General features: G+C 68.1%; 22 protein-coding genes. 15 read left to right on the top strand and 7 right to left on the bottom strand.

Going from position 1 to position 26,765, the window contains the following annotated elements; translation table 11 throughout:
* The first annotated feature begins 490 nt into the window (after nucleotides 1-490).
* Together MNR01_RS07915 and MNR01_RS07910 are read left to right on the top strand one after the other, a co-directional pair.
* Nucleotides 491-1,795, top strand: coding sequence for a citrate synthase (locus MNR01_RS07915; protein ID WP_241920368.1), 1,305 nt, complete (start codon nucleotides 491-493; stop codon nucleotides 1,793-1,795).
* Nucleotides 1,796-1,811: 16 nt separating this feature from the next.
* A complete protein-coding gene (locus tag MNR01_RS07910) occupies nucleotides 1,812-2,396 on the top strand; it encodes a hypothetical protein (RefSeq protein ID WP_241920367.1) in 585 nt (194 codons plus the stop codon).
* 77 nt (nucleotides 2,397-2,473) lie between these two features.
* Here the strand turns inward: MNR01_RS07910 and MNR01_RS07905 are convergent, their stop codons facing one another.
* Both MNR01_RS07905 and MNR01_RS07900 read right to left on the bottom strand, forming a co-directional pair.
* Entirely contained in the window at nucleotides 2,474-3,139 is a 666-nt protein-coding gene (locus MNR01_RS07905) for a hypothetical protein (protein ID WP_241920366.1), read from the bottom strand.
* A 219-nt stretch (nucleotides 3,140-3,358) separates the two neighbouring features.
* A complete protein-coding gene (locus tag MNR01_RS07900; protein WP_241920365.1) occupies nucleotides 3,359-5,851 on the bottom strand; it encodes a penicillin-binding protein 1A in 2,493 nt (830 codons plus the stop codon).
* A gap of 245 nt (nucleotides 5,852-6,096) precedes the next feature.
* On the opposite strand from MNR01_RS07900, the gene MNR01_RS07895 reads away from it, so the two are divergent.
* The 13 genes from MNR01_RS07895 to tkt all read left to right on the top strand — a co-directional run bounded on the left by MNR01_RS07895 (nucleotide 6,097) and on the right by tkt (nucleotide 21,872).
* The gene (locus MNR01_RS07895; RefSeq protein WP_241920364.1) at nucleotides 6,097-7,155 is read left to right on the top strand and encodes a pilus assembly protein PilM; all 1,059 of its coding nucleotides are present in this window, start codon (nucleotides 6,097-6,099) and stop codon (nucleotides 7,153-7,155) included.
* Entirely contained in the window at nucleotides 7,155-7,946 is a 792-nt protein-coding gene (locus tag MNR01_RS07890) for a PilN domain-containing protein (protein ID WP_241920363.1), read from the top strand. Before MNR01_RS07895 ends, MNR01_RS07890 begins: the two co-directional genes overlap by 1 nt.
* Entirely contained in the window at nucleotides 7,943-8,617 is a 675-nt protein-coding gene (gene pilO / locus MNR01_RS07885) for a type 4a pilus biogenesis protein PilO (RefSeq protein ID WP_241920362.1), read from the top strand. The genes MNR01_RS07890 and pilO overlap by 4 nt, the downstream gene beginning before the upstream one ends.
* 40 nt (nucleotides 8,618-8,657) lie before the next feature.
* Complete coding sequence (locus MNR01_RS07880) at nucleotides 8,658-9,182, top strand: pilus assembly protein PilP (RefSeq protein WP_241920563.1); 525 nt, start codon at nucleotides 8,658-8,660, stop codon at nucleotides 9,180-9,182.
* Between the two features lie 19 nt (nucleotides 9,183-9,201).
* The gene (locus MNR01_RS07875) at nucleotides 9,202-11,142 is read left to right on the top strand and encodes a type IV pilus secretin PilQ family protein (RefSeq protein WP_241920361.1); all 1,941 of its coding nucleotides are present in this window, start codon (nucleotides 9,202-9,204) and stop codon (nucleotides 11,140-11,142) included.
* A 178-nt stretch (nucleotides 11,143-11,320) separates the two neighbouring features.
* Entirely contained in the window at nucleotides 11,321-12,313 is a 993-nt protein-coding gene (locus MNR01_RS07870; RefSeq protein ID WP_241920360.1) for an AAA family ATPase, read from the top strand.
* 23 nt (nucleotides 12,314-12,336) lie between these two features.
* Nucleotides 12,337-13,269, top strand: a complete 933-nt coding sequence (locus MNR01_RS07865) for a DUF58 domain-containing protein (protein WP_241920359.1) — start codon at nucleotides 12,337-12,339, stop codon at nucleotides 13,267-13,269.
* A complete protein-coding gene (locus tag MNR01_RS07860) occupies nucleotides 13,269-13,745 on the top strand; it encodes a DUF4381 family protein (protein ID WP_241920358.1) in 477 nt (158 codons plus the stop codon). Before MNR01_RS07865 ends, MNR01_RS07860 begins: the two co-directional genes overlap by 1 nt.
* Nucleotides 13,742-14,761, top strand: a complete 1,020-nt coding sequence (locus tag MNR01_RS07855) for a VWA domain-containing protein (RefSeq protein WP_241920357.1) — start codon at nucleotides 13,742-13,744, stop codon at nucleotides 14,759-14,761. Before MNR01_RS07860 ends, MNR01_RS07855 begins: the two co-directional genes overlap by 4 nt.
* Nucleotides 14,758-16,476: a tetratricopeptide repeat protein gene (locus MNR01_RS07850; protein WP_241920356.1), complete on the top strand. Its 1,719-nt coding sequence runs from the start codon at nucleotides 14,758-14,760 to the stop codon at nucleotides 16,474-16,476. Before MNR01_RS07855 ends, MNR01_RS07850 begins: the two co-directional genes overlap by 4 nt.
* Nucleotides 16,473-18,242 (top strand): BatD family protein, encoded by a 1,770-nt coding sequence (locus MNR01_RS07845; RefSeq protein WP_241920355.1) that lies wholly within the window; start codon nucleotides 16,473-16,475, stop codon nucleotides 18,240-18,242. Before MNR01_RS07850 ends, MNR01_RS07845 begins: the two co-directional genes overlap by 4 nt.
* Nucleotides 18,243-18,360: 118 nt before the next feature.
* Nucleotides 18,361-19,677 carry a dicarboxylate/amino acid:cation symporter gene (locus MNR01_RS07840; protein WP_241920354.1) on the top strand — a complete coding sequence of 439 codons (1,317 nt, stop codon included), beginning with the start codon at nucleotides 18,361-18,363 and terminating at the stop codon, nucleotides 19,675-19,677.
* 203 nt (nucleotides 19,678-19,880) lie between these two features.
* A complete protein-coding gene (gene tkt / locus MNR01_RS07835; RefSeq protein WP_241920353.1) occupies nucleotides 19,881-21,872 on the top strand; it encodes a transketolase in 1,992 nt (663 codons plus the stop codon).
* Between the two features lie 214 nt (nucleotides 21,873-22,086).
* On the opposite strand, the gene MNR01_RS07830 is transcribed toward tkt, so the two are convergent.
* From MNR01_RS07830 to MNR01_RS07810, 5 genes are all read right to left on the bottom strand, one after another.
* Complete coding sequence (locus tag MNR01_RS07830; RefSeq protein ID WP_241920352.1) at nucleotides 22,087-24,033, bottom strand: acetyl-CoA hydrolase/transferase C-terminal domain-containing protein; 1,947 nt, start codon at nucleotides 24,031-24,033, stop codon at nucleotides 22,087-22,089.
* 57 nt (nucleotides 24,034-24,090) lie between these two features.
* Nucleotides 24,091-24,510, bottom strand: a complete 420-nt coding sequence (locus MNR01_RS07825) for a YeeE/YedE family protein (protein WP_241920351.1) — start codon at nucleotides 24,508-24,510, stop codon at nucleotides 24,091-24,093.
* Nucleotides 24,507-24,932 (bottom strand): YeeE/YedE thiosulfate transporter family protein, encoded by a 426-nt coding sequence (locus MNR01_RS07820; RefSeq protein ID WP_241920350.1) that lies wholly within the window; start codon nucleotides 24,930-24,932, stop codon nucleotides 24,507-24,509. Before MNR01_RS07820 ends, MNR01_RS07825 begins: the two co-directional genes overlap by 4 nt.
* Nucleotides 24,933-24,955: 23 nt before the next feature.
* Nucleotides 24,956-25,828 carry an MBL fold metallo-hydrolase gene (locus tag MNR01_RS07815; protein WP_241920349.1) on the bottom strand — a complete coding sequence of 291 codons (873 nt, stop codon included), beginning with the start codon at nucleotides 25,826-25,828 and terminating at the stop codon, nucleotides 24,956-24,958.
* A gap of 74 nt (nucleotides 25,829-25,902) precedes the next feature.
* Entirely contained in the window at nucleotides 25,903-26,706 is an 804-nt protein-coding gene (locus MNR01_RS07810) for a S1/P1 nuclease (protein ID WP_241920348.1), read from the bottom strand.
* Nucleotides 26,707-26,765 lie beyond the last annotated feature (59 nt).

The raw sequence follows: 26,765 nt of genomic DNA, 5'->3' as shown, positions 1-26,765 counted from the left end.
TGCCGCAGGCACGGCTTTGCCGGAAGTTCATGGCGAGCGACGCGACGGGTCTGCTGTAGCAATGGCTGCCGAAGGGCAGTCGGCGAAGCCAGGATCTGTTTGCAACAACGGCTGCCGAAAGGCGGCCGTTGCCGTTTGCGTGGAGCGCTCTGCCGGGGGCAGGGTCCCGCCTGCGGCGGCCCAGACGACACAAGCCACGGCTGCCGAAAGGCGGCCGTTGCCGTTTCTGGCCATTGGCGCCAGCCCTTGGGGCGGCTGACCAGATCGGCTCCGGCCGAGATACTGGCAGCACCGGCCAGGCCGCACGCGCGCGACGGTCCGTTGCAGCCAGGCGGTGCAAGCCGACCAAAGTCCGAGCCTTGGCTCCAGGGCGTTGTGCGATAATTCACTATCGCGGTCCGGCCGAGTTCCGCCGTGACCCCGTGCCCATTCGTGGCCCACTCGTGCCCGGCCTGCCCGTCGGCAGGCATGCAGACTTGAGGAGTGTTTCGTGTCCGATTCGAACAAACCCGGTTTCGACCAGGTCACCCTGACCGCTGGCGACAAGACCGTGACCCTGCCGGTCCACCACCCGGTCCTCGGCCAGCCCTGCATCGACATCGCCAAGCTGCCGAAGGAAACCGGCGCTTTCACCTACGACAACGGCTTCACCGCGACCGCCAGCTGCAAGTCGGCCATCACCTACATCGATGGCGATGCCGGCGTGCTGCTGTACCGCGGTTACCCGATCGACCAGCTGGCCGAGCATTCGAGCTTCCTCGAAGTGGCCTACCTGCTGATGAACGGTGAGCTGCCGAACCAGGGCGAGTTCGCCAGGTTCGAGCACGAAGTCACGCATCACACGATGATGCACGAGGCCTTCCGCACGTTCCTGTACGGCTTCCGCCACGACGCCCATCCGATGGCGATGCTGGTCGGCATGCTCGGCTCGATGGCGAGCTTCTACCACAACGATCTCGACCTGGAAGATCCGGAGCAGCGCCGCCTGGCCGCGATCCGCCTGATCGCCAAGGTGCCGACGATTGCCGCTGCCTGCCATCGTTACTCGATCGGCTGGCCGATGCGCTATCCGAAGAACAACCTCGAGTACACCACGCGCTTCCTGCACATGATGAAGGAAGTGCCGAGCGAGCCGCTGGAGCTCAGCCCGGTCGCCGCCAAGGCGCTGGACCTGCTCTTCATCCTGCACGCAGACCACGAGCAGAACGCGTCGACCTCGACCGTGCGCCTGGTCGGTTCCACCGGTGCCAACCCGTACGCATGCGTCGCCGCCGGCGTTGCCGCGTTGTGGGGCCCGGCGCACGGCGGTGCAAACGAAGCCGTGCTGAAGATGCTCGAGGAGATCGGCCGTCCGGAGAACGTCGGTTCGGCGGTCGCCAAGGCCAAGGACAAGGAGTCGGGCTTCCGCCTGATGGGCTTCGGCCACCGCGTCTACAAGAACTTCGATCCGCGCGCCAAGATCATCCGCGAGATGACCCACAAGGTGCTGGGCGAGCTGGGCGTCAACGATCCGCTGCTGGAAGTGGCGATGAAGCTGGAAGAGGCGGCGCTGAAGGACGAGTACTTCGTGCAGCGCAAGCTCTATCCGAACGTCGATTTCTACTCGGGCATCATCTACAAGGCGCTCGGCATCCCGGTGGAGATGTTCACGGTGATGTTCGCCATTGCCCGCACCGCGGGCTGGGTCGCGCATTGGCTGGAGCAGCAGAACGATCCGGAGAACAAGATCGGCCGTCCGCGCCAGATCTACATCGGTTCGCCGCAGCGCGACTACGTCGACGCCGGCAAGCGCTGAGGCGTCGCCCGCGCACATGGCCGGCGTTCGCGCCGACGCAACGACAAAGCCGCGGCCACACCGCGGCTTTGTCGTTTTCAAATGGCTGGTCTATGCGCTGCTGGCCGGCGATGTCGTGCTGTACGCGCTCTATGGCCGGGTCACCGAGCTGATCGATACGGCGGCCTGGTTCGTGCTGCTGTTGTTGTTCGAGTGGGAGACCGGTGGCTGGCCGTTGCCGCGTCGCTGGCTGCCGTTGCTGCACGGCGTGCGCGCACTGGCATCTGTGGCCGTCGTGGTTGCCGTGGTCGGCTATGCGCTCGAGCGTGTCTGGCTGGACTTCGCCAACGAGGTGGTCTGGCTGGGCGTGATCGCGTTGCTCGAACTGGAGGTCCGGCTTCCGCCGGCCGCGCTTCGCCTGCACCGCCTGCGCCGCGTCGCAGCCTCGCTGCTCTACCTTGCGCTGGTCGGGTTCATGCTGACCTGGGCGGCGATGGGCATCGGCGGCCAGGATCCGCACGCGGCCTGGCTGGACACCTGGGACGCGCTGCTGTGGCTGGTGGCCTTCGTGGTGATCGAACTGAACGTGTTCGGATTCCGCGGTGCATTGACCCGCCGGTAGCCCGGGTAAGCGAAGCGCACCCGGGGTATGTGCGCCCAATACCCCGGGTGCGCTTCGCTTACCCGGGCTACGGATCCTTATGGCGACGTTCCGCCGTTCTCGTAGTCGTGGATTTCGTCGTCGGCCAGCAACTGCCGCAACTGCGCCGCGCTGGCGCGCTTCATCGGCTTCTCGTCGGTGCTCGACAACGGCGCCTGGCGCAGGATGTCCAGGGGCATCACGGTGAGGTCGAAGGTGATGTCTTCCGCGCTGAACACCCACACCGGGAAATCGCCGGCGCGCTCGCGGTCCAGGCGCAGGCGGCGACTGCGGGCCTCGGCCGGGATGCCGTGCTGTTCGAGAAAGCGCGGCGGGGCATCGGGGTCGTCGCTGTGCAGGTGCAATGCCACCGGGCTGCGCGTGTCGGCGGTGCCGTCGAGCACCGGGCCGACCAGGCGCGGCTCGAACGACTTGAAGAACTCCAGCGCCCGCAATGCCGACTCGCGGCGACGGCGCAATGCCGGGATGTTCTCGCGCTGGAACAGGCGCTGGTACTCGCGCAGCGCTTCCTCGATCTCGCGGTTGCGCGGCAATGAGGCGTCGTCGGAAATGCCCAGCCGCTCGGCCGCTTTTAGCTTGGCCTGGTGGTAGTCGCGGATGCCGCCTTCGGCCATCAGCCGGGCGGCCTCGTGGGCGAGGCGGTGGCGGCGTTCGCGGGTGCGTGTCTGCGCATGCAGGTTGGCGTGCTGTCGGGCGTGGGGCATGACAACCTCCGCATCTGGCACGACGTCGGCGACCGGTTGCGCCGCGGCCGTATCTGCACCGGCAGCGGCAACCTAGCACGTTTCATCGGGCCTGGAAGTTACCGCTTCGGGTGTATCGGCGATCTCCATTCTGCCCATGCCGCATGAACCAATCCCGTCCACCGGAAACGACGACGCCGGGCGAACCCGGCGTCGTTTGAGGCTTGCTGGCGGGGCAGCTCAGAAGATGTCGAACTCTTCCTCGGCGGGCGCCGTCTCGGCCGGGCCGTAGTCGACGTAGCTCTGCATGCGCTCCAGGTCCTCGGCCTTGACCCATTCGACGATGCCGCCGCCTTCGCCCGGCACCAGTGCGCCGCTGGCCGAAACCGAGACCTTGACCATGCCTTCCGGCGGCTCGTTCAGCGAGATCGGCTGGTCCTTCAGCGCCACCCGCATGTAGTCGATCCAGATCGGCAGCGCAGCCTTGCCGCCGTACTCGCGGTAGCCCAGCGACTTGTAGTTGTCGCGGCCGACCCAGACGGTGGTGACATAGGGGCCACCGAAGCCGGAGAACCAGGCGTCGCGGTGATCGTTGGTCGAACCGGTCTTGCCACCGACGTCCTCGCGCTCGAGCACCTTGGCCGCGGTGCCGGTACCGCGCAGGACGACGTCGCGCAGCATCGAGTTGATCTGGTAGGCGATGCGGCTGTCGATCGCGCGCGGCGCCAGCACCAGCTTGCTGGTGTCGATCTCGGTCTTCTTCGGCTCGTCCTTCGGCTTGGCCTCCACCGGCGCGGCCGGTGTCGCATTCGGGCCCAGGTTGAAGCCGTCGACCACCGTCGAGGTCTGCACCGCCCTGCTGGCACCGCCGGTACCGCCGCAGGCCGGGCAGGCAATGGCCGGCTTTTCCTTGAACACCACCGCGCCCTCGCGGTCCTTGACCTCGTCGATGAACCACGGCGTGATGCGGAAGCCGCCATTGGCGAAGGCGGAGAAACCGCGCGCGACCGACATCGGCGTCAGCGACGCCGAGCCCAGCGACATCGACAGGTTCGGCGGCAGTTCGGCTTCGTCGAAGCCGAAGTGGCTGATGTACTTGCGCGCGTAGTCGACGCCGATGGCGTCGAGCAGGCGCACCGACACCAGGTTGCGCGACTGCACCATCGCCTCGCGCAGGCGCATCGGGCCGGCGAAATTGCCGCTGTCGTTCTGCGGACGCCAGATGTGGCCGCGACGGTCCTTGAACACGACCGGCGCGTCCAGCACCACCGACGCCGGATTGAAGCCGCGCTCGAACGATGCGGCATACAGGAACGGCTTGAAGCTCGAACCCGGCTGGCGGCGCGCCTGGGTGGCGCGGTTGAACTTGGCGCCGGCGAAGCTGTAGCCACCGGACAGGGCGCGCAGTGCGCCGTTGCCCGGCTCAAGCGACACCAGCGCTGCCTGGGCCTGCGGGACCTGGTCGAGGCGGTAGGTCGGCGCCGGCATGGGGCCGGTCTGGCCGGGCTTGGCCGGGGCCGGCTCGGTGCGCAGCACGCGCACCAGGTCGCCACGCTTGACCAGGCTGGCCGGGCTGCGTCCGCCGAAGCCCTGGTTGGGGCCTAGCTCGATCTGGCTGCCATCGGCCAGCACCAGCTGCACCTGGCTGCCATTGCTGCCGGTGACGATCGCCGGCAGCAGCGAGGCCTGCGCCGGAATGCCGCGCAGGCGCGTGCGCAGCGACGCTGCATCCTCACCTGCGGCGAGGTCGAAATGTTGTTCGACGCCATGCCAGCCGTGGCGGCGGTCGTACACCGACAGCCCATCGCGGATGGCCTGGTCGGCGGCGGCCTGCAGGGTCGGATCGATCGTCGTGGTGACGTGGAAACCGCGCGTCAGCGCTTCGGCGCCATAGCGGGCGACCATTTCCTGGCGCACCATCTCGGCCACGTACGGGGCGTACACCTCGACCGGGCGCTCGTGCGGCGTGGCATGCATCTGCGCGGCCTTGGCCTGGTCGGCCTCGGCCTGGCTGATGTAACGCAGGTCGGCCATGCGCTGCAGGATGTAGTCGCGACGTTCCTTGGCGCGCTCGGGATTGCTCAGCGGATTGCCGCTGGACGGGAACTTCGGAATTCCAGCGAGCGAAGCCATTTCATCGAGCGTGAGCTCGCCCAGCTTCTTGCCGTAATAGAACTCCGCGGCCGCGCCGACACCGTAGGCGCGATTGCCGAAGAAGCTCTTGTTGAGATACAGCTCGAAGATCTCGTCCTTGCTCAGCTCGCGCTCCATGCGCATCGCCAGCAGCATCTCGGCGAGCTTGCGCGTGTAGCTGTATTCGTTGCTGAGGAAGAACTGACGCGCGACCTGCTGGGTGATGGTCGAGCCACCGGGAACACGACGCGCATCGGTCGTGGCGAGCAGCCAGACAGCGCGCGCGATGCCCTTGAAATCGACGCCGTGATGCTTGTAGAAACGCGCATCCTCGATCGAGATGAAGGCCTGCTTGAGCCGGTCCGGGACGTCCTGGATCGAGATCGGGTAGCGCCGGGTCTCGCCGAACAGCGCCATCAGGCGGCCGTCCCTGGCGTAGACGTACATCGGTTCCTGCATCTCGACCGTGCGCAGGGTCTCGACGTCGGGTAGCTTGGGGGCAACGAGGTAGTACAGGGTGCCCAGGGCAATGGCGCCGAGCAGGGCCAGGCCGGCGGACGCGATCAGCGCCCAGCGCAGCAGGCGGCGGAAACGGGGCATCAAGGCAGGTTCCGATTGCGGGTGTAGTGGCCGTGGAGTATAGATGAGCCGGGGAAAGGCACTTGAGCGGGGCAAGGGCGGGGCGGACGGGCCAGACGGGGCAGGGCTGGCCAGCCGTTGAAGGGGCGGAAAGTGACGCAGTAAGGCAATTCCGAACTAAACGGTTGCCATGCTGCGCAAACTTCGATATTTAAAGCGGGGTCACACGAAGCGCACGTAAGCGCCTGTGACAAGGGGAGAATACCGTGGGGATCGTCACAAAAAGCCAGCCGGCAGTCGTCGGCGTGGATATCAGTTCGACTGCCGTCAAGCTGTTGCAGCTCTCCCGGGCCGGCAACCGCTACCGCGTCGAGCATTACGCGGTTGAACCGCTGCCACCCAATGCCGTGGTCGAAAAGAACATCGTCGAGGTCGAGGCGGTGGGACAGGCGATCAAGCGCGCCGTGGCGCGCTCTGGCACGCGGGCCAAACACGCCGCCGCCGCGGTCGCCGGTTCATCGGTCATCACCAAGGTGATCTCGATGCCGGGCGACCTGGACGATGACGACCTGGAGTCGCAGGTCGAGCTCGAGGCGGTCAATTACGTCCCGTACCCGATCGAAGAGGTCAACCATGACTTCGAGGTCCTGGGTCCGATGCCGGGCAGCCCGGACATGCTCCAGGTACTGCTGGCAGCCTCCCGCTCGGAGAACGTCGAGGTCCGCGCATCCGCGCTGGAGATCGGCGGCCTGACGCCCAAGGTGATGGACGTCGAAGCCTTCGCGCTCGAGAACGCCTTCGCCCTGGTCGCCGACCAGCTCGGTGGTCCGCGCGATGGCCTGGTGGCCCTGGTCGACTCGGGCGCCACCATGACCACGCTCAACGTCCTTCGCGGCGGCCGCAGCCTGTACGCACGCGAACAGGTGTTCGGCGGCAAGCAGCTCACCGACGAAGTGATGCGCCGCTACGGCCTGAGCTATGAGGAAGCCGGACTGGCCAAGCGCCAGGGCGGCCTGCCGGAGAGCTACGACGCCGAAGTGCTGGAGCCGTTCAAGGAGGCGATGGTCCAGCAGATCAGCCGCCTGCTGCAGTTCTTCTACGCGGGCAGCGAATTCAACCGCGTCGACCAGATCGTGCTGGCCGGCGGCTGTGCCTCGATCGCCGGCATCGCCGAGATGGTCGAAGAGCAGCTCGGCGTGCCGACCACCATCGCCAACCCGCTCGCCCACATGACCCTGGGGCCGCGCGTGCAGGCGCACGCCCTGGCCCAGGACGCGCCGGCGCTGATGATCGCCTGTGGCCTCGCCCTGAGGAGCTTCGACTGATGGCACGCATCAACCTCCTCCCATGGCGCGAAGAGCGCCGCAAGCTCCGCCAGAAGGAATTCGCGGTGATGTTCGCGATGGCGGCACTGGGCGCGGTGCTGCTGTCGTTCGTGATCATCAGCTACTACAACGGCCAGATTGACGGTCAGAACGAACGCAACACCTACATGCGCGACCAGATCGCGCAGGTCGACAAGGCGATCGCGGAGATCGAGGAACTCGACAAGAAGAAGTCCAAGCTGCTCGCACGCAAGGAAGTGATCGAAGAACTGCAGGCCAACCGCTCGCAGATGGTGCACCTGTTCGATTCGCTGGTGCGCACCATCCCCGACGGCGCCGTGCTGACCTCGATCAAGCAGGACAGCCAGACCCTCACCCTTGAAGGTCGCGCCCAGTCCAACGCCCGCGTCAGTACCTACATGCGCAACCTGGAAGGCTCTGGCTGGATGACCAGCCCGGACCTGTCGATCATCGAAGCCAAGGGTGGCGACAAGGGCCTGCCGTACGAGTTCAAGCTGCAGGTCCAGCTGGCCAACCCGAACGCGCCCAAGGACGAGGATGGCGACGGCGTGCCGGACGCACCGGCGGCGTCTACCTCGCAGATCGCGCAGGCGGCTGATGCCACCGCGGCCGGTACCGGCACCGCACCTGCGGGCGCGGCACCGACCGCACCGGCACCGGGCGCAGCCACCGCACAACCGGCAAGCACTCCGGCCGCCGCGCCGGTAGCGACCCCCGCCAACGCGCCGACGGCGCCGGCTGCAGCGCCGACCAAGGGAGCGGCGTCATGAGCAAGAAGAAATCCATCAAGCTCAACGAACTCGATTTCAACAACATCGGCTCCTGGCCGCAGCAGGCCAAGATGGGCTTCTGCGTCCTCATCGCGGCGCTGATCGTCGGCCTGGCCTGGTACCTGTTCGTCAGCGACAAGCGCACCGAACTGGAAGGCCTGGAGCGTGAGGAAGCCGACCTGCGTACCGAGTACGAAACCAAGCAGGGCCGTGCCGCCAACCTGGAGCCGCTGAAGCAGCAGCTGGCGCAGATGGAGCAGCAGCTGCAGCAGATGCTGCGGCAGCTGCCGAGCAAGACCGAAATGCCCGACCTGATCGTCGACATCTCGCAGACCGCTCTGGCCACCGGCATCACCAACGAGCTGTTCCAGCCTGGTGCCGAGCAGCCCAAGGAGTTCTACGCCGAGAAGCCGATCGCGCTGCGCATGGTGGGCAGTTACCACCAGTTCGGCGGATTCGTCAGCGGCGTGGCTTCGCTGCCGCGCGTGGTGATCATGACCATGCACGACATCTCGCTGAAGCCGCGCAGCAGGGAAGCCGGTGCCGCAATCACGCCCAACAGCCCGCTCGAGCTGGCCGGTACGGTGAAGACCTACCGCTATCTCGACGAGGATGAGGTCGCCAAGCAGGAATCGGCCGCGGCGACCGACGGCAAGCAGGGGGGGACCTGAGATGCGCGCAACCATTCGTGAAGGCGCGGCACCGCATGCCCTGTCCGGACGAGCACTGACCATGCTGGCCGTGGCCCTGGTCCTGGCAGGCTGCTCGCGCGGCATCACCAGCACGCCTGGTGAGTCGCCGAACCTGGAAAAGTGGATCGCCGAGGTCAAGGCCCGTCCGGCGCCGCCGCTGGACCCGCTGCCGGTGATGCAGCAGTTCGAGACTTTCGAATACAACGCCTACGCCATGCGCGATCCGTTCAGCACAGCGTTTACCGACGAAGATGGCGGCAACGGCCCGCGTCCGGATTCGGCACGCCGCAAGCAGACGCTGGAGCAGTTCCCGCTCGACAGCCTCGACATGGTCGGTACGCTGGGCAAGGGCGGTGGTGTCGTGGCGCTGGTGATGGCGCCGGACAAGGTGACCTACCGGGTCCAGGCCGGCGCGTACATGGGGCAGAGCGACGGTCGGGTGACCGGCGTGTTCGAAGACCACATCGAATTGGTGGAACTGGTGCCGGACGGCGCGGGTGGATGGCTGGAACGCCCGGCCACGGTCGCGTTGGAAGATCAATAGGGATTGGGGGATAGCAACGATGACCGTTTTCAACACACGCACGCGACCGGCCCGTCGCCCGCTGCTCTTGCGCAGCGGGTCGGTGGGTCTGATGGTCGGCGCAATTGCCGCCTTCAGCGCCGTCCACGCCGCCGCACCGGCGCCTGCCACTGCACCGGCGACGGTAGCGCCAGCGGCCAGCGCCGACCCGGCCAAGCAGTTGCCGGGCACCATCGCGGTGTCCAACATCGACTTCAAGCGCGGCACTGACGGCTCCGGCCGCCTGGTCGTGAAGTTCAGCGGCGACGGTGCCGCGCCGGACCTGCGCAACCAGGGCTCCAGCGTCGTCATCGACGTCGGCAACGCACAGCTGCCTGCCTCGTTGCAGAAGCCGCTGAACGTGGTCGACTTCGCCACGCCGGTGCAGCGCATCGACGCCCGTGCCAGCGGCAAGGGCATGCAGCTGGTGCTCAACACCAGCGGCAACTTCGAGTCGATGGCCTACCAGACCGGCCGCGAGTACATCGTCGAGATCGTGCCGCGCACGGGGGCCGCCACCGGTCGCGCCGTGGGCGCCACGGTCGACGGCAAGCCCGCCGCCACCGGTGGTCGTGCCTACAGCGGCCGTCCGGTCACGTTCAACTTCCAGGACATCCCGGTTCGCACCGTCCTGCAGCTGATCGCCGAAGAGTCGGGCCTGAACGTCGTCGCCTCCGACACGGTCACCGGCAACATCACGCTGCGCCTGATGAACGTGCCGTGGGACCAGGCACTCGACATCGTCCTGCAGGCCAAGGGCCTGGACAAGCGTCGTAGCGGCAACGTGGTGTGGGTCGCACCGCAGCCCGAGATCGCCAAGTACGAGCAGGACAAGGAAGACGCGCGCATCGCGATCGACAGCCGCGTCGACCTGGTGACCGAGTACGTGCAGATCAACTACCACAACGCCACCCAGATCTATAAGGCGTTGACCGAAGCCAAGGGCATCGGCGGCGGCGGTACCGGTGGCGGTTCCAGCGGCAACAACCAGGACAGCGGCTTCCTGTCGTCGCGTGGTCGCCTGGTCGCCGACGAACGCACCAACACGCTGATGATCAGCGACATCCCGAAGAAGATCACGCAGATGAAGGAGCTGATCCACGTGATCGACCGCCCGGTCGACCAGGTGCTGATCGAAGCTCGTGTCGTCATCGCCACCGATACCTTCGCCCGCGACCTCGGTGCCAAGTTCGGCATCAGCGGCGCCAGCGGCAAGCCGGGTGACCGCAGCTCGGTCGGCTTCGGTGGAAATACCGATGCATCGTCGGCCAACGCCAACTCGCGTGCGGAGGCGGTGCAGGGCGGTGCGAACGCCTTCGATGTCACGCGTTCTCTGATGAGCAACCTGCCTGCCGCGTCAGTCACCGCGCCCAGCGCACTGGCGCTTTCGATCCTCAACGCCGGTTACCTGCTCGATGTCGAGCTGTCAGCGATGCAGGAAGAAGGCCGGGGCGAGGTGATTTCCAACCCGCGCATCGTCACCAGCAACCAGCGCGAGGCGGTCATCCGCCAGGGCCAGGAAGTCGGTTACGTGACGATCTCGCCGCAGCAGGGTGGTAACAGCATTCCGATCCCGAACGTGCAGTTCAAGGACGTGTTGCTGGAGCTGAAGGTCACCCCGACCATCACCCACGACGGCCGCGTGTTCCTGAACATGAACGTCAAGAAGGACGAGGTCGAGGGCTTCACCAACACGTCGATTGGCCAGGTGCCGCAGATCGCCAAGCGCGAGGTCAACACCGCCGTGCTGGTCCAGGATGGCCAGACCGTGGTCGTCGGCGGCGTCTACGAGTTTCGCGATCGCAGCGACATTGCCAAGGTTCCGTTCCTCGGCGACGTGCCGTTCCTGGGCAACCTGTTCAAGCGCAAGGGTCGCAACAAGGACAAGGCCGAACTGCTGATCATGGTTACGCCGAAGGTGCTCAGGGTCGAGCAGCGCTAAGCTCTCGAACAAGCAGCCCGATCCAACTGTATGACGGAAAGCCCGGCGAGAGCCGGGCTTTCTGCTTGTAGGGATGGCAGTGGCGTCCGGGTGGCCTTTCGCTGAATGGGTGATCGCGCTGCTGAACCCTGTTGCCAATCTTCGGTCAAACTGGTCCGGCCCCGCATTCGAGACCCCCATGGACCGCCGCAGCGACGATCTGCCCCGCGTACACGATGCCTTCCGCGCCCTGCGCGAGGCGCTTTCCGTCGAGATCGTAGGCCAGGCGGCGCTGATCGAGCGCTTGCTGATCGCGCTGCTGGCCGACGGCCATCTGCTGGTCGAAGGCGCGCCGGGCCTGGCCAAGACCAGCGCCATCCGCGCGATGGCGGCACGCATGGACGCCGAATTCGCCCGGGTCCAGTTCACCCCGGACCTGCTCCCGGCCGACCTGACCGGCACCGAGGTCTGGCGGCAACAGGAAGGACGCTTCGAGTTCCAGCCCGGGCCGATCTTCCATCCGATCCTGCTCGCCGACGAAATCAATCGCGCTCCGGCCAAGGTCCAGTCGGCCCTGCTCGAAGCCATGGGCGAACGCCAGGTCACCGTGGGCCGCGCGACCTATGCGCTGCCGGCGCTGTTCCTGGTGATGGCGACGCAGAATCCGATCGAGCAGGAAGGAACCTTCCCGCTGCCGGAGGCCCAGCTCGATCGATTCCTGATGTACGTGCGCATCGGCTACCCCGAAGTCGCCGCCGAGACCGAGATCCTGCGCCTTGCCCGCGAGCGCGCCCGCGTCGCCCTGCATGCGCCGGCGGCACCGGTCGAGCGCATGCCGCTGTCGGACGTGTTCGCGGCGCGCGCTGCGGTTCTGGAACTGCACCTGGCACCGCCGGTCGAGCGTTACCTGATCGAACTGGTGCTGGCCTCGCGCGACGCCGGCCGCTACGACCCGGCGCTGGCCCGGCGCATCGCCTGGGGCGCCAGTCCGCGCGGATCGATCGCGCTGGAGCGATGCGCGCGTGCGCACGCCTGGCTGGCCGGCCGCGACTTCGTCACCCCGGACGACGTCCGCGCGGTGGCACCTGAGGTGTTGCGGCACCGGATCCTGCCAAGTTACGAGGCCACGGCCGAAGGCTGGGACGGCGATCGCCTGGTGGCCGAACTGCTGCAGCGGGTGCCGTTGCCCTGAGCCGCCGGCCCGGAGTGGATGCGATGACTTCGATGCGCGCAGGCGACGACGATGCGACCTCGGCCAACGGCATCACGCCGACGCTGGCGGAGCTGGTGGTGCTGCGTGCCGCCGTCACCGCGCACGGCCAGGCACGCCGCGGCCGTTTCGGCGTCAGCGGCCAGGCACTGTCGCCGCTGCGTGGCCGCGGCATGGAATACGCTGAGTCGCGCGAGTACTCCGGCGGCGATGACGCGCGCCATATCGACTGGCGGCTGACGGCGCGCACCGGTCGTGCGCACACCAAGTTGTTCCAGGCCGAGCGCGAACGGCTCAGCCTGATCGTCGCCGACACCGCGCCGGCGCTCTACTTCGGCACGCGGGTGCGTTTCAAGTCGGTGCAAGCGGCGCGCGCGGGCGCGATCGCGGCATGGGCGGGCGTGCGCGATGGCGACCGGATCGCCGCCCTGCGCGGCAGCCGTGTCGAGGCGCCGGTGGCGCCGGCCGCAGGACCCCGCGGTGCATTGCGCGTGCTCGACGCGCTGGTGCGCTGGTACACGCGGCCGCCGCAGGACGATGCCGGCCTGGATGTCGCACTGGACCACGCCCAGCGATTGCTGCGGCCTGGCTCGCGCCTGCTGCTGCTGGCCGATCCGCAAAGCGTGGCCGCCATCGCCGAGCGACGCTGGCCCGCACTTTCCCAGCACCATGAAGTGATCGTGCTGCTGCTGACCGATCCACTCGAAGACGCGCCACCAAAATCGCCGTTGCCGTTCCAGCATGGCCAGACCCGCATCGAGCTCGACCTGGCCTCGGCCGCGCAACGGCAGGCCTGGCGCAACGAGTTCGCGCGTCCACTGGAGCAGGTGCTGGCGCAACTGCCCGCCGCAGGCGTCCGCGTGCAGGCGCTGTCGACGCAGATGGCGAGCGAAGCCTGGTTGCCCCTGCTCGGCCGCAACCGGCCGCTGGTGGCGTGATGGGCGCGAACGCACTGGTCCTGCGCGACATCCATTCGCACCCGGCGCCGCCGTGGTGGCCGCCGGCGCCTGGCTGGTGGTTGCTGGCCGCCGCGGTGCTGCTGCTGTGCGCAGCGGTCACGTGGGCCGTGCTGCGCCGCCGCAGTCGTCGTCGCGCCATCACCGAGCTGTTCGATCGCAGCGTCGACGCCGCAGGCTCGCCGGCCGCACAGGTGGCGGCCATGTCGGAGCTCCTGCGCCGCGCGGCGCGCCGTCATGATGCCGATGCTGATCGCCTCCAGGGCGAAGCGTGGCTGGCGTTCCTCGATGCCGGTTCCGCAACGAAGCCACGCGCGGCGGCGAACAGCGACTTCAGCCGCGGCCATGGCCGCTTGCTGCTCGATGGCGGATACCGGCGTGACGTCACGACGGCCGACGTGCACGCGCTACGACCGCTGGCGCGTTCGCGCTTCCTGCAGTGGATGGGCGCGGCATGATCGACGCACTGCTGGCGCCGTTGATCAGGTTGGCCGACGCATTCGCCTGGCCCTGGTGGCTGCTGGCGTTGCCACTGCCCTTGCTGGCGCGATGGTTGCTGCCCCCCGCGCGCGGCACCGCGGCGGCATTGCAGGTGCCGTACGGCGACCGCCTGCAACGCGTCGCCGCTGCCGGTCGACGCGGCGGCCTTGGCGGCCGCGCCGGTGTGCTGGTCTGGCTGGGCTGGGTCCTGCTGTGCGTGGCTGCGGCGCGCCCGCAGCAACTGGGCGAACCCGTGCAGCCGCCGCAGGTCGCGCGCGACCTGATGCTGGCGCTGGATCTGTCTGCAAGCATGCGCGAGCCGGACATGGACCTGGGCGGTCGAACCGTCGACCGGCTTACCGCCGCCAAGGCCGTGCTCGCCGATTTCCTCGATCGTCGCTATGGCGATCGTGTCGGGCTGATCGTGTTCGGTCGCCGTGCCTATGCGTTGACGCCGCTCACGCTCGACCTCGACTCGGTGCGCGAGCAACTCAATGACAGCGTCATCGGCCTGGCCGGGCAGGAGACCGCCATTGGCGATGCCATCGCCCTGGCAGTGAAGCGCCTGCAGTCGCGGCCGGCGGAGCAGCGCGTGCTGGTGCTGCTGACCGACGGCGTCAACACCGCCGGCCTGCTCGAACCGGCCAAGGCCGCGCAGATCGCGCGCGCCGAAGGCGTCCGCATCCATACCATCGCCTTCGGCAGCGAGGGCTCGATGTCGTTCTTCGGCCTGCCAATGCCGATGCCGGGTGCCGGCGACGAGATCGACGAGCCGGGCCTGCGCGCGATCGCCAAGGCCACCGGCGGCCGTTTCTTCCGTGCGCGTGACACATCGCAGCTGGTCGACATCTACGCCGAGATCGACCGGATCGAACCCATCGCGCAACCGGGAAAGGCGCTGCGCCCGCGCATCGAGCGCTACTACTGGCCGTTGTCGGCGGCATTGGCGTGTGCCTTGCTCGCTTTCGCCTGGCCGCGACGGAGGCTGGCATGAACGCGCTCGCCGGCGTCGACATGGCGGCGCTGCACCTGCTGCGACCGCAGTGGCTGTGGGCGCTGCTGGCGCTGCCGCTGCTGGCGTGGCTGTGGAAACTGCGCCGTCGTCGCGCCAGTGCCTGGCGCGGTGCCGTCGATGCGCACCTGTTGCCGCACCTGCTGGCGCAGCGCGCCGACGTGCGCACACGCTGGACGAGCGGTCTGGCGGCGCTGGCCTACACGATCGCAGTAGTGGCACTGGCCGGGCCCAGCTGGCGACAGACGCCACAACCGTTGTGGCAGAGCCGGGCGCCATTGGTGATCGCGCTCGATCTGTCGAGTGCGGCCACGGCTGCGGATGTGCCGCCATCGCGACTGGCGCAGTCGCGGGCGAAGATCTCTACTTTGCTGCGCGAGCGTGCCGCCGGGCAGGTGGCGCTGGTCGCCTACGCCGGCGATGCGTTCACCGTCGCGCCGTTGACCGAGGACGTCGCCAACGTGGCGCTGTTCCTCGATGCACTCGCGCCGGACGTGATGCCGGTCGATGGCCAGCGCGCCGATCGCGCCATCGACTGGTCGGTGCAGTTGCTGCGGCGCGCCGGATTCGATCGCGGCGACATCGTCGTGCTCACCGCGCAGTCCGACGACGCGGCGCGCGACGCCGCCGCGCGCGCGGCCAGACAGGGCTACCGCGTGTTCGCACTGGGCATCGGAACCGCGGCCGGCGCGCCATACCGGCGTAGCGACGGCAGCTTCGGCCAGGCGCGCCTGGATGCCGCGTCGCTGCGTGCGATGGCCGCCGCCGGTGACGGCGGGTATGCCGGGATCGCAGCCGGCGACGACGACCTCGGAAAGCTGGGCATCCTCGATCCCGGGCAGGAAGATGCCGGCGTCGCCAAGGGCAGGGCGCGCGCGTGGCAGGACCAGGGTTACTGGCTGCTGCCGCCGCTGATGCTGCTGGCGCTGCTCGCGTTCCGCCGGCGCGCGGCAATGCTCGTGCTGGCGCTGTGCTTCGCCTGGCCGATTCCGCAGGCACGTGCGGCGGAGCTGTGGCGGCGCGCCGACCAGGTCGAGCATGCGCACATGGAGGAGGCCTCGCAGGCCTACCGCCGCGGCGATTTCCCCCAGGCGGCGACGTTGTTCGGCGGTGCCGACAGCGCCGATGCCCACTACAACCGCGGCAACGCACTGGCCAAGGCGGGGCAGTATCCGCAGGCGATCGCGGCCTATGACGAAGCACTGAAGCGACGTCCCGGCATGGACGATGCGATGGCCAACAAGCGTGCGGTCGAAGCGGCGATGAAGCGGCAGTCGTCCAAGTCCAAGGACGAATCGAACTCGGGGCAGCCACAGCGAAGGCAGACCTCCCCGGGCAGCCAGTCCAGCCAGGCAGGCACGGGTCAGCCACCGCCGAAACCTGGCAAGCCGCAGCAGGATCGGCAACCCGCGCAGCAACAGCAGGCGGCCAAGCCCGCCGATGCGCAGGCCCAGCGCCAGGCCGATGCCGCCCAGCGCGAGCGCATGCAACGCGCCCTGCAGCAGCAACAGCGTAACGGCCAGGCAGAGCCGCGGCGCCGTGCCGAACAGGCCAACGAAACGCCGCAGCAGCGCGAGCAACGCCTGGCCAATGAGGCCTGGTTACGACGCGTGCCCGATGATCCGGGCAGCCTGCTGCGCGAGAAATTCCGGATCGAGCAGGAACGCCGGCTCACGGAGGGCCAGGGTCAGCCATGAGTGCAGTCACGCAGGCAACGAAGCAGAGCAACCATCGGTACCTGTTGCCACGCACGCTGATGCGCGTGGTGATCTGGTTGTTGCTGTCGACAATGAGCCTGGCGGCATCGGCGCAGACCCGCGCCTGGCTGGACCGTGATCGCATCGCCCTGGGGGAAACGGTCACGCTCAACATCGAAACGACTTCGGCCGCCGCCGCCGAGCCGGACTACGCGCCACTGCAGGCCGACTTTTCGGTGAGCGGCCACACCAGCCGACGCGAGTTCGAAAGCATCAACGGTCGCAACAGCATGCGCACGCTTTACGCAGTCGCATTGCGGCCGCGACGCGATGGTGTATTGACCGTGCCCGCCCTGGGTCTGGGCAGCGAGCGGACACAACCGTTGCCACTGGTGGTCACGCCCACAAGCGGACGCACGCCGGCCCGCGCCGGCGACGATGTGTTCATCGAGAGCGAAGCCGACGACGCAGACCCGTACGTGCAGCAGTCGGTCGGCTGGGTGGTCCGGTTGTATTCGGCCGCGCCGCTGGTTTCGGGGCAGCTTGATCAGCCCGCCCCGGAAGGTGCCTCGCTGCAGCGCGTCGGCGACGACGCCCAGTACCAGCGTGATGTCGGTGGGCGTCGTTACAGCGTGGTCGAACGCCGCTTCCTGCTCGTGCCCGAGCGCAGTGGCGCGCTGACGATTCCGCCGGCCAGCTTCGAAGGCCGTGGCGCCGGTGGCTTCTTCGATGACCTGTTCGGTGGCAATGGTGGCGCGCTGCAGGCGCAGTCCGCGCCGCGCGTGCTGCAGGTGCGGCCGGTGCCGGCCGATGCGCCGCAGCCGTGGTTGCCGTTGCAGGACCTCCAGCTCCGTTACCAGTCCACGCCGCAGGAGCTGCGCGCCGGCGCCGCGGCGACGCTGGTGGTGGAGGCCACCGCCGATGGCGCCACCGCCGCGCAGATGCCGGAATTGCAGTTGCCGGCGATGGCGGGCGTGCAGGTGTTCGCCGAACCGGTCCAGGCCGATGAGCGCTTTGTCGACGGCAGGCCGCGGGCGAAGCTGACACGGCGCTTCTCGCTGGTGCCCTCGCGCACGGGCAAGGTCGACCTGGGCGGCATGCGCCTGAGCTGGTGGGACGTGCGCGCCGGCATGGTCCGCACCGCGACACTGCCGGCACTGTCATGGACGGCACTGCCGGCGGCCGCCGCGCCGACGCCTACCCCGGATCCAGTGACGGCTTCGCCGGCGGCACCCGCCGAAGTGGTCGCCGACGCCGGCTCACCGCTGCAGGTGATCCAGGGCGCAAGCCGCGGCTGGGTGCTGGCGACGCTGCTGTTTGCCGCCCTGTGGCTCTTCACGCTGGTCTGGGGCCTGCATCGTGGCGACGCGCGCGCGGCGGCAGAAGCGACGGCGGGTGAAAGTACACCGGGCGGATCGGCACGGCCGACCGCTTCGGGCGCTATCGGCCTCAGGCAGGCGCTCGATCGCGGTGCGCTTGGTGACGTCGCCGATGCCCTGTGCGCGGCCGCGCAACCGCGTGCGCGCGATCTCGACGATGTCATCGCGCGACTGGCGGACGACGATCAACGCGATGCAGTACAGGCATTGCAGCGGGCGCGTTGGGGCAGGGGTGACGGCGTGGCCGCGCGGCAGGCGCTGCGCAAGGTGTTCGCGTCGGGTCCGCGCTGGCGCGAACGTCCTGCGGACAGTCCCTCGCCGCTGCCGCCGCTTTACCCGGCCGGCCCGGCAAGCCCGCTGAACCCGTCCGGAGGCCGCGGCGCCTGAGTCGCGACCGCCGGCGCCACCAGGTCGGCCATTGTCTGCACTTGCTGCCGACACCCGGTGATTCCGGGTGCCGCCGGGCGGTTTGCTAAGCTCGCGCGGTTCCCGGAGGAGTTGCAGGATGAGTGATTCGAACACCAGCGCCGGCAAAGGCAAGCTGCCGCTGCACTGGAAAATGGCGATCGGCTTCGTGGCCGGCCTGTTGCTGGGCCTGGTCGTGCACTACGGAGTCGGCGCCGACACCGGGTGGGTCAAGACGTTCACGACCTATGTGACCCAGCCCGCCGGCACTCTGTTCCTGCGACTGATCTTCATGCTGGTGATCCCGCTGCTGTTCTCGGCACTGGTCATCGGCGTGGCCGAAATGGGCGACGTGCGCGCGCTGGGCCGCATCGGCTGGCGCACGCTGGGCTACACCGTGGTCGTGTCCGGCATCGCGGTCATCCTCGGCCTGCTGCTGGTCAACTGGCTGCAGCCCGGCGCCGGCGTCGACCCGGTGCGCGCGCAGCAGCTGCTCAGCGAAGGCTCCGAGCGCGCCAGCGCCATCGTCGGCAGCACCCACGTCCAGCCCAAGGGCCTGGACATGCTGATGGCGATCGTCCCCGACAACATCGTCAAGGCCGCCGCCGACAACACCATCCTGGCGGTGATGTTCTTCGCGCTGATGCTCGGCATCGGCCTGGTGCTGACCCGGACCAAGGCGACCGAAACCCTGCAGCGCGGCATCGAAGGCCTGTTCGAGGTGTCGATGACGCTGATCGGGATGGTCATCAAGCTGGCGCCGTACGCGGTGTTCTGCTTCATGTTCAACCTGGCGGTGCTGTTCGGCTGGGAGCTGCTCGGCAGCCTCGGCGCCTACGTCGGCGTGGTGGTGCTGGCGCTGGCGCTGCACATGTTCGTGGTCTATTCGCTGGTGCTGAAGTTCGCAGGCGGTTACTCGCCGATGAAGTTCTTCAAGGGCGTGCAGGAAGCGATGGTGATGGCCTTCTCCACGGCCTCGTCCAACGCCACCCTGCCGACCGCGCTGCGCGTGGCCGACGAAAAGCTCGGCCTGCCGCGGCGGGTGTCGCGCTTCGTGCTGACCGTGGGCGCCACCGCCAACCAGAACGGCACCGCCCTGTTCGAGGGCGTCACGGTGCTGTTCCTGGCGCAGTTCTTCGGGGTCGAGCTGACCCTGGTGCAGCAGGCCACGGTGATGTTCGTCTGCATCCTGGGCGGCATCGGCACGGCCGGCGTCCCGGCCGGCTCGCTGCCGGTGGTGGCGCTGATCTGCGGCATGGTCGGCGTGCCCCCCGAGGGCATCGGCCTGATCCTGGGCGTCGACCGCTTCCTCGACATGTGCCGGACGACGCTCAACGTCACCGGTGACCTCATGCTCGCCACGGTCGTATCGCGTGGCGAACCGGCGGAAGTGCCGGCCGAGCCGGCGACGGCCTGAAGTCTGCGGCCAGGGGGGGGCGGTCGGCGGCCCCTCCCTGGCCGGCCTCTCCGGCTCCTCACAGGTCTGTCCCGCCCCCGGCGCCGAGCCGGGGCGACAGGGCGGCGTGTCAATGGGACAATGGCTGGCCCGCCCGGCCAGGCTTCGATCGCCAGGTCTCCGCATGGGCCCCTCCCCGCAGCCGAAGACCCCGCCCCGACGCCATGACGACGCCCAGCCGCCGCGAACTAGCCAACGCCATCCGCTTCCTTGCCATTGACGCCGTGCAGGCCGCCAATTCCGGCCACCCGGGTATGCCGATGGGCATGGCCGATATTGCCGAAGTGCTGTGGAACGACTACCTCAGCCATAACCCGAGCAACCCGAACTGGTTCAACCGCGACCGCTTCGTGTTGTCCAACGGCCACGGTTCGATGCTGCAGTACGCGCTGCTGCACCTGTCGGGCTACGACCTGTCGCTGGATGAGCTGAAGAACTTCCGCCAGCTCAATTCCAAGACCCCGGGCCATCCGGAAAACTTCATGACGCCGGGCATCGAGACCACCACCGGTCCGCTCGGCCAGGGCTTCGCCAATGCCGTCGGCATGGCGCTCGCCGAGAAGCTGCTCGCACAGCGCTTCAACAAGCCCGAGCACAAGATCGTCGACAACCGCACCTGGGTGTTCATGGGCGATGGCTGCCTGATGGAAGGCATCTCGCACGAGGCCGCGTCGCTGGCCGGCACCTGGGGCCTGCACAAGCTGGTCGCGTTCTGGGACGACAACAAGATTTCGATCGACGGCAACACCGACGGCTGGTTCACCGACAACACGCCGGCGCGCTTCGAGGCCTACGGTTGGAACGTGGTGCGTGGCGTCAACGGGCAGGACGCCGACGAGATCAAGACCGCGATCGAGACGGCGCTGAAGTCGACCGACAAGCCGACCCTGATCTGCTGCCGCACCACCATTGGTTACGGTTCGCCCGCCAAGGCCGGCAAGGAGTCTTCGCACGGCGCGCCGCTGGGCAAGGACGAAGTCGCCGCCACCCGCCAGGCGCTGGGCTGGGAGTACGGTCCGTTCGAGATTCCCGAAGCGATCTACGACGGCTGGCGCGTGCGCAGCACCGGCGTGCAGCGCGAACAGGAATGGGACCAGTTGTTCTCGGCCTACCAGAGCCAGTACCCGGAGCTGGCCGCCGAGCTGACCCGTCGCGCCAGCGGTGCGCTGCCGGAGGGCTTCGTCGAGGCCGCCGACGCTTACATCGCAAAGCTCCAGGCCGAAGGTCCGGTGATTGCTTCACGCAAGGCGTCGCAGATGGCGATCGAGACTTTCGCGCCGCTGCTGCCGGAACTGATCGGCGGTTCGGCCGACCTGGCGCATTCGAACCTGACTCTGTGGAAGGGCAGCAAGTCGGTCGCGACCGACGATCCCAACGCCAACTACATCTATTACGGTGTGCGCGAGTTCGCGATGACGGCGATCAGCAACGGTCTGGGCCTGCACGAGTGCTTCATTCCGTACGACGCGACGTTCCTGGTGTTCAGCGATTACGCGCGCAATGCGGTGCGCATGAGTGCGCTGATGGGTGCGCATGCGATCCATGTCTACACGCATGATTCCATTGGCCTGGGCGAGGACGGTCCGACGCATCAGCCGATCGAGCACATGGCGTCGCTGCGTTACATCCCGCACAACGATCTGTGGCGTCCGTGCGATGCGGTCGAGTCGGCGGCATGCTGGAAGGCGGCGATCCTGCGCAGCGATGGTCCGAGCTGCCTGATCTTCTCGCGCCAGAATCTGGCGCACCAGCAGCGCAACGAGCAGCAGGTGGCCGACATCGCGCGCGGTGGTTATGTGCTGAAGGATTCCAACGGTGCGCCGGAGGTCATCCTGATCGCGACTGGTTCGGAGGTGGGCCTGGCGATGGATGCGGCGGCGCAGCTCGGTGACAAGGTGCGCGTGGTGTCGATGCCGTCGACGAATGTGTTCGATCGCCAGGATGCGGAATACCGTGAGTCGGTGCTGCCGCGCGATTGCCGCAAGCGGGTGGCGATCGAGGCGGGCGTGACGGGTTTCTGGCACAAGTACGTGGGCCTGGACGGTGCGGTGATCGGCATTGACGATTTCGGTGCGTCGGCTCCGGCGGAGAAGCTGTTCCCGGAGTTTGGCTTCACGGTCGAGAAGGTGGTCGAGGCTGCGCGCGGGCTGGGTTGATTGCCCTGTTGTCGTGCGATTGGAAGGGCCGCCTTTGGGCGGCTCTTTCATTTTGTGGGCCGTTGCCTGCGAAGTTGCGGGCCGATTCCTGCGGAGGGGCGGGCCGACCCGGCGGACGACGCTTCGGCATTTCGTTGCCCGGTCTGCGTTGGAAGCCGTCATCCCCGCGAAGGCGGGGATCCATGGACGTTGCTCTTGATCGGCTCCGCGAGCCTCAACACTCACTCGCAGCCTGCACCAGCGCCAGATTCAACAGGCGCGCTTCGATCCGCTCGCCGAGGCTGGAAGGTGCTTCCAGGCCCATCCGTTGCAGCGCCTCGCGGTCCGTTTCCCTTGCCGACAAGGCGCGCCAGAGCGTGCGCAGCTTGCCCGTGCGCGTCGCCGTATTCGCCTTCAGCCATCCCAGCGCCTTCACCAGCCGCTGCTCGACCGAGGTGAAGTCGCTGCCCAGCGGATAGTCGGGCAATGTGCCGTTGCGGCGATAGGGTTGTAGCGCCGACTGCAGCGACTGCGCGGTATTGCCGGCAGCCCGCGCGGGAAGTACGAAATCCCGGCGCAGTTTGCCTGCGCCACGCGCGGTGTCGAGCAGCGGCTGCTGGAAGCGGGCGTCGCAGATCGCTGCCATCGCCATGATGCAGTCTTCGTCGCTGCGCCCGCGCACGTCGGCGATGCCGTACTCGCTGATGTAGATGTCGCGCAGGTGACGCGGGATCGTCGTGTGGCCGTAGTTCCAGACGATGTTGGACGTGGTCTCGCCGGCGGCCTCGCGGCTGGCGCGCAGCAGCAACACCGATCGTGCGTCGGGCAATGCATGCGCCATTGCCACGAAGTTGTACTGGCCGCCGACGCCGGAGACGACGCGGCCGTCTTCCAGTGCATCCGACACCGCCGCGCCCAGCGCAGTCGCCATCATGCAGGTGTTGAAGAAGCGGGCGTCGCGACGTTGCAGGCGCTCCAGGGCTTCGTTGCCGCCATAGAGTTCGTTGACCTCGCCGACGCGCTTCATGCCGATGCCCCGACGCTCCTCGTCGCTCAGGTCGCGCAGCCATTGGTAGAAGTCCGGTGAGCCCAGGTAGAAGGCGCCGTGCAGGAATTCGCCTTCGCGCTGCAGTCGCGCCAGGTCGTCCGCACTGGCCTGGCCGTCGGCGATGCGCTGCATCAGCCCGTGATCGTCGACGACCTTGCGCGACAGCACGCCGACTTCCACCAGGCGGCGGAAGCCTTCGTTGATCATCTCGCTGCAGCCGTAAAGGCCCTGCGCGAACGGGGCCAGCGCCGGGTCTTCGGCCTGTGCCGAGCCAAGCGCGCGCAGTACGTCGCGATAGGCGGCGTTGTCGGTGTGGCGCAGCACCAGGGCATGGCACAGCGCGTCGGCCAGTGCGCCGATGCCTATCTGCAGCGTGCCGCCGTCGCGCACCAGGGTGCTGGCGTGGAAGCCGATCGCGTAGTCGACGTCGCTCACCGGTTGGCGCGGCAATCCGAACAGTTTCGGATACGGGCCGGGCGGTCGCACGATGGCGTCGAAGAAGGCGGCATCCACTTCCGCGCTGCCGGCGAGCCAGGGCAGTTCCGGGTCGACTTCGGCGATCAGCAGTGGCCGTGGCAGGCCGCGCGCTGCGATCGCGTCGAGTGCGTCGAAGGTAAGGTCGGTGTTGCACGACAGCGACAACCGGCTGCCGTCAGCCGAGCGCGCCACCTTCTGCACGATGGCGTTGAGGCCGCGGTCGGCGAGGGCGCGCGCGACGTGGGTGTAGTTGAGGCTGGCGTAGCGGCGCTGCACCTGCGTCGAGCCGAGCATCGCACCGGACTGGAGATAGAACTCCTCCACCTCGATGTGCGCCGGCAATGCATCGCGCTTGAGCGCCTGCACGTAGGCCAGGCGTGGAAAGTCATCGCCGAAATGGCGTTGGCTGAAAGGCTTGATGAAGCGGGCTTCCAGGCCTTTGCCGCCGCCGGGCGGGTCGAGTGACAGCGCGGTATACAGGTGCAGGGGGCGAGACGGATCCTTCTCGATCCGCGCATACAGTGCGTTGAGCAGCCGATGCGGCTTGCCCAGTCCCAGCGGCGCGCCTACGTGCAGCGCGCCGTGGCGGACGGTGAGCAGGAACTCGACGGCGTCGTCGAGCGAGTCGAGCAGGGTGGGGGCGGGGCGTTCATTCATGGCGACAGCCTATGCGCTGCATGTGTAGGCGTTGCCAAGGGGCACATTGCATACAGGTCATTGCGAGGTTCGCAGAGCAAGGCGGGCCAGTTGCGAGCCGGCCAGCATCGCCATGACGAACACAACCGACTCCAGCGTACCGTGCGCGAGGTTGGCGAGGGCCGGTCCGGGGCAATAGCCGGCGATGCCCCAGCCGATGCCGAACAGCGCGCTGCCGATCAGCAGGCGGCGGTCGATCGTCGGCGCCGGTGGTGCTGGCAACGGGTCACCCGACAATGTGCGGCCGCGACGGCGCACCAGGGCGAAACTCGGCAATGCGACCGCCAGCGCTCCGCCCATCACCAGCGCCAGCGAAGGATCCCAATGCCCCGCCAGGTCGAGGAAGTTCAGGACCTTGTCCGGATCGGTCATGCCCGACACCGCCAGGCCCAGGCCGAACAGTGCGCCGGCAATCGCAGCGTGGACGATCAGCTTCATGCCACGCCTCCGATCACGTGGCGCAGCACGTAGACGGTGAGGAAACCCGCGCCCATGAACACCAGCACGGCGAGCAGCGAGCGCTTCGACAGCCGCGCCAGGCCGCAGATGCCGTGCCCGCTGGTGCAGCCGTTGCCCAGGCGCGTGCCGAAGCCGACCAGCAGTCCGCCGGCGACCAGCCAGGGCAGCGGGAAGCCGTTGCGACCGGGCGAGCCGGACCAGGCAAACCAGGCACCTGCGGCGACGACAAGCCCGAGCAGGAACGCGATTCGCCAACCGCGACCGGCCTCGCCATCAACGGTGCTGTTGAGGATGCCGCTGATGCCGGCGATGCGGCCCAGCGCGAGCAGCAGCCAGGTGGCGGCAAGGCCGATGAGCGCGCCGCCGATCAGCGCAGAAACGGGAGTGAACTGGGTTGGCATCAGAACGTGTCAGGGCAGGTTGATCAAAGCCGGTCGAGTGGAATCTTGAGGTAACGCACGCCGTTGTCCTCCGGCGGCGGCAACGCGCCGGCGCGGATGTTGGCCTGCACCGCGGGCAGGATCAGCGCCGGCATCGCCAGCGTCGCATCGCGGGCCTCGCGCAGGGCGACGAACGCGTCCTCCCCGGTGCCTTCGCGGACATGGATGTTGTCGCGCTTCTGCGCGCCGATCGTGGTCTCGCATGCCACTTCGCGACCGCCCGGGCCGTAGTCGTGGCAGACGAACACGCGGGTGTCGTCGGGCAGGGTGTGGAACAGATGCCGTATCGAGCGGAACAGTGTGCGCGCGTCACCGCCGGGGAAATCGCAGCGCGCCGTGCCCGCATCGGGCATGAACAGCGAGTCGCCGGTGAACAGCGCATCGCCGATCAGGTAGGCGCTGCTGTCGCAGGTATGCCCGGGCACGGCGGTCACGCGCGCTTGGAGCGCGCCGATGCGGAACAGTTCGCCGTCTTCGAACAGATGGTCGAACTGCGAACCATCGACCGGGAAGTGATCGCCCAGGTTGAAGATCGGACGAAATGTCTTCTGCACCGTGCGGATGCCTTCGCCGATCGCCAGCCTGGCCTGCGGCCACTGCGACTTGAGCCAGTGGCCGCCGCTGAGGTGGTCGGCGTGCGCGTGCGTTTCCAGGATCCACTGCACCTGCAGGTCGTGATCGCGCGCGTAGTCGAGCAGTTGCTGCGCCGACGCCGTCGACGTTCGCCCGGCCTTGGCATCGAAATCCAGGACCGCATCGATCACTGCCGCCGCCGCGCCCTGCCCGGCGGGCTCGTGCACGACGTAGCTCCAGGTGTTGCTGTCGGCATGGAAGAACGGCTGGACGTGCGGGAACATGGCTTTTCTCGCCGGGTGAACCGTGCCCGGAGTGTAGGCCCCCATCGAGCCTGGTGTCGGCCCTGGTGCCGGTCCTAGTGTCGGCTTAGCGCCGCGTTGAGGGTCGCGGCCAGCTGCGCGCCGCCCAGGCGCAGCTGGGCCTCGGCCACGGGGCGCCATGTCTGCAGGTAGTCCGGGCCGATCGTGGCGCGGGCCGGATAGAAACCCGGGCGCCTGACGATCGCGCAGGAGGTTTCGGCCCAGGCCGCGGACTGCGGCGGCAGGGGCTTGCCGGGCATCTGCGTCGCCGCCGGCATCGCGCGCAGGCGCGCCAGCCAGGCCGGCTCGTCGAGTCCGCTGTCCTTGAGCATGCCGCTGTCCCACAGCGAATGCAGGTTGCTGCCACGGCCGTTGAGGTTGACCTGGAAGTCGTTGCCGCCCTTGTCGTGGCCGTAGCCGGCATGCAGCGGCTGGTGGACATCGCCGACGAAGTGGACGACGAACTTCAGCGCCTGCAGCCGTTCCGCCTTCGGCCGCTTCGTGTCGGCGAGGATCGCGGTCTGCGCGCGGATCGCCTCGACCACGCAGTCGCCATTGCGGCAATGGCGCTGCTGTTCGTAGACGCATCCGTCCTCGGCGATGTTCACGTAGTGCCACTTGCTGGTGCGCTTGCCCAGGTCGGGGTCGCTCTCGCGCAGGTCGTCGGCCCAGCTGGCGATGCCGGCCAGGGTCGGCTCCGGTTCGCCTTCGAGCAGTTGCAGGGCGGCTGCGCGGGCCGCCGGGGTCATCCCGTCCCAGGCCAGGGACGCGACCAGGCGATGGCCGAGCCGGCCCCACGCGGCAGCGGGGGCGGGCAGGAGGCTGAGGACAAGCAGGAGGGCGGTGAGGGCTCTGATCATGGCGCGCACTTTAGCCGACCAGCGACGACACGCCTTTGCGTTTCGGGGCCTTCCCCACA

This window comes from Lysobacter sp. S4-A87 (assembly GCF_022637455.1).
GTDB lineage: Bacteria > Pseudomonadota > Gammaproteobacteria > Xanthomonadales > Xanthomonadaceae > Lysobacter_J.
Note: the sequence above shows the minus strand (reverse complement) of the source record. Positions and strands in the feature narration are given on the sequence as shown.

Excerpts from the sequence above, each read along its gene's own strand:
- MNR01_RS07870 (WP_241920360.1), top strand. The coding sequence starts at position 11,321 with ATGGACCGCCGCAGCGACGATCTGCCCCGCGTACACGATGCCTTCCGC.
- MNR01_RS07890 (WP_241920363.1), top strand. The coding sequence starts at position 7,155 with ATGGCACGCATCAACCTCCTCCCATGGCGCGAAGAGCGCCGCAAGCTC.
- MNR01_RS07910 (WP_241920367.1), top strand. The coding sequence starts at position 1,812 with ATGGCCGGCGTTCGCGCCGACGCAACGACAAAGCCGCGGCCACACCGC.
- MNR01_RS07815 (WP_241920349.1), bottom strand. The coding sequence starts at position 25,828 with ATGTTCCCGCACGTCCAGCCGTTCTTCCATGCCGACAGCAACACCTGG.
- MNR01_RS07905 (WP_241920366.1), bottom strand. The coding sequence starts at position 3,139 with ATGCCCCACGCCCGACAGCACGCCAACCTGCATGCGCAGACACGCACC.
- MNR01_RS07825 (WP_241920351.1), bottom strand. The coding sequence starts at position 24,510 with ATGAAGCTGATCGTCCACGCTGCGATTGCCGGCGCACTGTTCGGCCTG.
- pilO (WP_241920362.1), top strand. The coding sequence starts at position 7,943 with ATGAGCAAGAAGAAATCCATCAAGCTCAACGAACTCGATTTCAACAAC.
- tkt (WP_241920353.1), top strand. The coding sequence starts at position 19,881 with ATGACGACGCCCAGCCGCCGCGAACTAGCCAACGCCATCCGCTTCCTT.
- MNR01_RS07830 (WP_241920352.1), bottom strand. The coding sequence starts at position 24,033 with ATGAATGAACGCCCCGCCCCCACCCTGCTCGACTCGCTCGACGACGCC.
- MNR01_RS07810 (WP_241920348.1), bottom strand. The coding sequence starts at position 26,706 with ATGATCAGAGCCCTCACCGCCCTCCTGCTTGTCCTCAGCCTCCTGCCC.
- MNR01_RS07855 (WP_241920357.1), top strand. The coding sequence starts at position 13,742 with ATGATCGACGCACTGCTGGCGCCGTTGATCAGGTTGGCCGACGCATTC.
- MNR01_RS07875 (WP_241920361.1), top strand. The coding sequence starts at position 9,202 with ATGACCGTTTTCAACACACGCACGCGACCGGCCCGTCGCCCGCTGCTC.
- MNR01_RS07900 (WP_241920365.1), bottom strand. The coding sequence starts at position 5,851 with ATGCCCCGTTTCCGCCGCCTGCTGCGCTGGGCGCTGATCGCGTCCGCC.
- MNR01_RS07845 (WP_241920355.1), top strand. The coding sequence starts at position 16,473 with ATGAGTGCAGTCACGCAGGCAACGAAGCAGAGCAACCATCGGTACCTG.
- MNR01_RS07865 (WP_241920359.1), top strand. The coding sequence starts at position 12,337 with ATGACTTCGATGCGCGCAGGCGACGACGATGCGACCTCGGCCAACGGC.
- MNR01_RS07860 (WP_241920358.1), top strand. The coding sequence starts at position 13,269 with ATGGGCGCGAACGCACTGGTCCTGCGCGACATCCATTCGCACCCGGCG.
- MNR01_RS07820 (WP_241920350.1), bottom strand. The coding sequence starts at position 24,932 with ATGCCAACCCAGTTCACTCCCGTTTCTGCGCTGATCGGCGGCGCGCTC.
- MNR01_RS07840 (WP_241920354.1), top strand. The coding sequence starts at position 18,361 with ATGAGTGATTCGAACACCAGCGCCGGCAAAGGCAAGCTGCCGCTGCAC.
- MNR01_RS07850 (WP_241920356.1), top strand. The coding sequence starts at position 14,758 with ATGAACGCGCTCGCCGGCGTCGACATGGCGGCGCTGCACCTGCTGCGA.